This window comes from Desulfitobacterium sp., from assembly GCF_982384815.1.
On record NZ_CEVWNY010000165.1, the window covers coordinates 1 to 4,789 of the forward strand.

At 45.9% G+C, this 4,789-nt stretch carries 6 protein-coding genes; 2 read left to right on the plus strand and 4 right to left on the minus strand.

What is annotated here, in order from left to right; genetic code table 11:
• Both ruvC and AC1U9U_RS15535 read right to left on the minus strand, forming a co-directional pair.
• The coding region (gene ruvC / locus AC1U9U_RS15530; RefSeq protein WP_479961460.1) for a crossover junction endodeoxyribonuclease RuvC at positions 1-480 on the minus strand (480 nt) is incomplete at its 3' end.
• A gap of 181 nt (positions 481-661) precedes the next feature.
• Positions 662-1,420 (minus strand): YebC/PmpR family DNA-binding transcriptional regulator, encoded by a 759-nt coding sequence (locus AC1U9U_RS15535; protein WP_479961461.1) that lies wholly within the window; start codon positions 1,418-1,420, stop codon positions 662-664.
• Positions 1,421-1,576: 156 nt separating this feature from the next.
• Between AC1U9U_RS15535 and AC1U9U_RS15540 the strand changes: the two genes are divergently transcribed.
• Both AC1U9U_RS15540 and AC1U9U_RS15545 read left to right on the plus strand, forming a co-directional pair.
• Complete coding sequence (locus AC1U9U_RS15540; protein ID WP_479961462.1) at positions 1,577-2,077, plus strand: cytochrome c3 family protein; 501 nt, start codon at positions 1,577-1,579, stop codon at positions 2,075-2,077.
• Positions 2,078-3,535: an ammonia-forming cytochrome c nitrite reductase subunit c552 gene (locus AC1U9U_RS15545; RefSeq protein WP_479961463.1), complete on the plus strand. Its 1,458-nt coding sequence runs from the start codon at positions 2,078-2,080 to the stop codon at positions 3,533-3,535.
• Positions 3,536-3,619: 84 nt separating this feature from the next.
• Here the strand turns inward: AC1U9U_RS15545 and AC1U9U_RS15550 are convergent, their stop codons facing one another.
• Both AC1U9U_RS15550 and hypE read right to left on the minus strand, forming a co-directional pair.
• A complete protein-coding gene (locus AC1U9U_RS15550) occupies positions 3,620-4,030 on the minus strand; it encodes a DUF3842 family protein (RefSeq protein WP_479961464.1) in 411 nt (136 codons plus the stop codon).
• A gap of 57 nt (positions 4,031-4,087) precedes the next feature.
• The coding region (gene hypE / locus AC1U9U_RS15555) for a hydrogenase expression/formation protein HypE (protein WP_479961465.1) at positions 4,088-4,789 on the minus strand (702 nt) is incomplete at its 5' end.

Genomic DNA, 4,789 nt, shown 5'->3' on the forward strand with positions numbered 1-4,789 from the left:
TCTGTTCAGCAAATTCACACTGTGCGCATGGCAAATGGCAATAGCCAAGGCATCTGCCGTATCATCAGGTTTTGGAATTTCCGGTAACCCAAGCAAGGCCTTGACCATCTGCTGAATTTGCTTTTTGTCGGCTTTACCATAGCCTGCTACCGCCTGTTTAACTTGTAACGGCGTGTATTCATAAACGGATAAACCGGCTTGGGCGGCGGCCAGTAAAACAATTCCTCTAGCCTGTCCTACCGAGATCGCCGTGGTAGTGTTGCGATTAAAAAAAAGTTCTTCCACTGCTACATATTGGGGCTTAGTGCTCTTTATGTAGGCATCAATGTCATTATAGAGCATCAGTAACCGCTCCGACATTGGTGTATGGGCAGGGGTTCGCCAGCAGCCGTAATCGATGGGTAACAGTCGATTTCCCTTTTTTTCGATTAGACCATACCCCATAATAGCTGTCCCAGGGTCAATACCTAATATAAGCATAAACGCCTTCCTTTCTATCTCATAAAAGATTCGACAGGAAGGCGGTATATTCCTTGTCTGAGTAATGGTTAAGCACCTTAAAGTGAGTTTGGCTGCAGTTGATTATTGCCTCTAACCAGAAAAGAGCTCTGCGCCGGAATTTCGCTTGAGCTCTTAAACTACTAATCTTATCTTTAAAATCTTAATCCAAATCTTCTTCGTTAATCGAATCTGCTAGCTCAAAATTCGCATAGACCCCCTGAGAATCATCATGATCTTCGAGTAGTTCCATCATGCGAACGAGCTTCTTCGCTTGCTCAAGATCAGCTATCTCCACAGTGTTTTGCGGAACTTGATTGATTTTAGCTTCTTCAATCACAATGCCATTATCGATTAGGGCTTGCCGGACAACTTCCATCTCATCCGGTGCTGTATAGATGATAAAGCTTTCGTCGTCCTGCTGCATATCTTCTGCACCAGCCTCCAGGGCAATCAGCATTAATTCATCTTCTTCCAGTTCAAAGTCCTCTTTGAGAATAATTAACTGGCCTTTTTCCGTGAACATCCAATTGACACAGCCTGTTTCACCGAGATTTCCGCCATGCTTGGAGAAGATATGGCGTACTTCTCCGGCAGTCCGATTCCGGTTATCGGTCATGATATCAACCATTACAGCCACTCCACCGGGACCATAGCCTTCATAGCGCAGCTCTTCATAACTTTCCCCTTCACCGCCACCGATTCCCTTTTGGATAGCTCTTTGGATATTGTCATTAGGCATATTAGCCGCTTTGGCGTTTTCAACAGCTATTTTCAAACGAAAGTTATTATTCGGGTCCCCACCGCCTGCTCGTGCCGCAACAATGAGTTCCCTGCCAAGTTTCGTAAAAATTTTGCCTTTTTGGGCATCAGCCTTTGCTTTCTTATGTTTAATATTCGCCCACTTAGAATGTCCAGACACTGCGAACTCCTCCTTTGTTTAGTCCAACTTTTATTGTACCAAATTTTTTACGGCTGTAAAGCCCATTAACAGCCACTTCACTTTAAACATAGTGCATGAAAGAACTGCAAAAACATCATACTAACTAAAACAAAAATATGAAAGGGGGTTAGATTTTTGGCACCCATACCACGAAAGTTTAAAAAGCTCCTGGTGGTAAGTATTCCGGTTCTGGCTATCTTCGTTGGTGTTATAGCCTATATTTATGAATACACTTCGACGACTCAATATTGCGGGACTACTTGCCACATTATGGAGGATGCTTATGAAAGTCAGCTCCATAGTGCTCATCGCGAAACACTTGTCGGATGCAAAGACTGTCATCTTTATCACGGTCCTAATATCGCTTATTCCCTAGTCTATAAGGGATATTCCGGATTAAAAGATGTTTATAAAAATGCTTTTGACCAACCGGTTGTTATACATACAACAGAATGGAGTCAAAGTGTCATTCAAAACAATTGTCTGCGTTGCCACCAAACAGTCGTAGAGCGCATTAAAATTGCCGATGGACCACAATGCTTCGATTGCCATCGCAATACCCCCCACGGACAAGGTACCCAATCCTTTGGTATACAAACAATTTCCACACCTATTCGCAAGATTGGAGGCTCATAAATGCGTAAACTTTGGAAAAATCTTTTGCTCCTGTCCTTATTTCTAACGCTATCAGCCATTTTGGTTATCGGCTGCACATCCCAAATCACCCCCGCACCTAGAACTCAAGCCACGATCCCGGCGGGAGAACTTGACCCTGCCGTTTGGGGAAAAGTCTATCCGGATGAGTACGCCAGCTGGAATAAGCAAAAAGAGCAAACCAAAGGGAACTCAAAATACGGCGGCTCACTTCCCGAATCCCATCTTGAAAAGTACCCAATACAGAAGAAGCTTTTTGCCGGTTACCCCTTCTCAGAGGATTATAACGATGATCGCGGTCATGTCTACGCTATCGAAGATGTTACCACCACTCTCCGGGTAACAGACAAAACTATCAGCTCTTGCTGGAACTGCAAAAGTCCTCAAATTCAGGGATTAGTCGACAAAATGGGGGACACCTTCTGGTCTACTCCATTCGCGCAGTTAAAAGACCAGATCACCATTCCTATTTCCTGTGCTAACTGTCACGACCCTGAAACCATGAATCTGCGCATCACTAGTGTCACCTTGCTAAACGCTTTGAAAGAGCGGGGTATCGATCCGAATCAATTCAGCCGCCAAGAGATGCGGACGATGGTCTGTGCCCAATGCCATGTGGAGTATTTCTTTGAGCCGGAGACCAAAAGGGTTACTTATCCTTGGAAGTATGGTCTTACTGCTAATGATGCCGAAAAATATTATGAAGAGATTAAGTTTAAAGATTGGAACCACAAGGACACTCAGGCTCCTATGCTTAAAGCTCAGCATCCTGATTATGAGTTAAGCTCCACAGGTGTCCATGCCGCTAACGGCGTCGCCTGCGCTGACTGTCATATGCCCTATGTCAAGCAGGGTACTTCAAAAATTACCTCCCATCATATTCGCAGCCCATTGAATTCCATTGCCGAATCTTGTCAGACTTGCCATAGACAAAGCGAAGAGTACCTAAAGAATCAGGTCATTGGTATTCAGGATAAGGTGTTCCAGACAAGAACCGTATTGGAAAAAGCTCTTTCTGATGCCATTGATGCCATTGCCGCCGCGGATAAAAACCCCAATGCCAAAGCCGATGCTATGGATAAGGCACGGGACTTACATCGCAAAGCTCATTGGCGGTGGGACTACATTGCTGCGGAAAACAGTATGGGCTTCCATAGTCCCAATGAAGCCCTCCGTGTACTGGGTGAAGGTATAGACTTGGCTCGTCAAGCACAGCTCCAGGCAAATCTGGCCATCGGCTCAGCGGCAGGCGGTCCTGCTAATCCCAATGCCGGTGAAACTTCGGGACCGGGAACAGCTCACGAAGCTGCCGGCGGAGCCACTCCTATCCCAGACAATAAAAACAATGATCAGAAGCCTACAACAGGGGATAAGACTAACCAACCCAATGAAACCCCTGCTAATAACGAGGGTAAACAAACGGAAAAAACTAATCCTTAAGCCTGGAAGCCCTACTTCTCTTCACTCGAAATCCTCATAAAAAATAGGGAACGACACAGAGGCCGTTCCCTATTTTTACTTTCCTTAACCCTCCGACCTTTTTTCCACCTCGTTAACTAATTGTTCTACATGATGGGGCAAAGGCATACGGGTAGTTCCCGTCACAATAATATTATTTCTCTGAATGGGTATGAGAAGCTTAAGAGCTGGACTTGAGGATACTGCTCCGGCAATGGCCGGCGTAATCTCCCCAAGAAGCCCGTGTACTGTGGCAATGGCCAAAGAACCGGCTATAATATCCACCCGATCAGCATTAAAGCAAATAGCAGCCTCACCGGATGCTCCTTCCGTAGCCCCGGCCTTGAGCATGGCACCTGTTGCCAGAGCATTTGTTCCAAGGGCTAGTATCTCAAGATCAGGCATTTTCTTGCGCAGTTGTTCCACTATATGTTTACCTATACCGCCGCCTTGGCCATCAATGACTGCAACTCGCATCTCAAACCTCCTTTTTCCCAGCGAATATCCTTAGTCCCGGTAGTCTAAAATTATACATTAGCAAATCCTCGGTAAATGCTCCCCTTCCAGCATACCCACAATTCTCTTTCCACCTAGCGGAGTCTTAAGTAAAACAAGCCCAGGGTCAGCTTCCTCTACCCGACCGATAATAGCTGCCTTTTGGCCAAGGGGATGCTTCTGCATTCGGGATAGAACCTCATCTGCCACCTCAGGTGAGACGATCACCAGAACCTTTCCTTCATTAGCAAGATATAATGGATCTAAACCCAGCATACCACAGGCACCGGCCACACCGGGATGAAGCGGAAGTTTTTCTTCTTCAAGCAGAATACTGACCTTTGCCTGACGGGCCAACTCATTTAAAGTAGTGCCTACCCCACCCCTGGTTGGATCACGCATACAATGGACCCCCGGCAGATATAAGTTATCAATCAATTGGTTCAGTGGGGCACAATCACTGATAATAGGGGTTTCGAATTCTAAGCCTTCCCGATCAGCGAGAATGGCTACCCCATGATCACCAATAGTGCCACTGACTAGAACATAATCCCCCGGTTTAATATATTGAGGTCCCACCAGACGCTCTTGGACAGCTCCAATTCCGGTGGTATTAATAAAAATCTTATCCGCACTGCCACGCTCTACCACTTTGGTGTCACCGCATACTATTTTTACCCCCGCCTCCTCAGCAGTTTCTGCGATGCTTTGGACGACCTTTTCCAGTTCTTCTAATAATAA

Coding starts and splice junctions, on each gene's coding strand:
- AC1U9U_RS15545 (WP_479961463.1), top strand. CDS start 2,078: ATGCGTAAACTTTGGAAAAATCTTTTGCTCCTGTCCTTATTTCTAACG.
- AC1U9U_RS15550 (WP_479961464.1), bottom strand. CDS start 4,030: ATGCGAGTTGCAGTCATTGATGGCCAAGGCGGCGGTATAGGTAAACAT.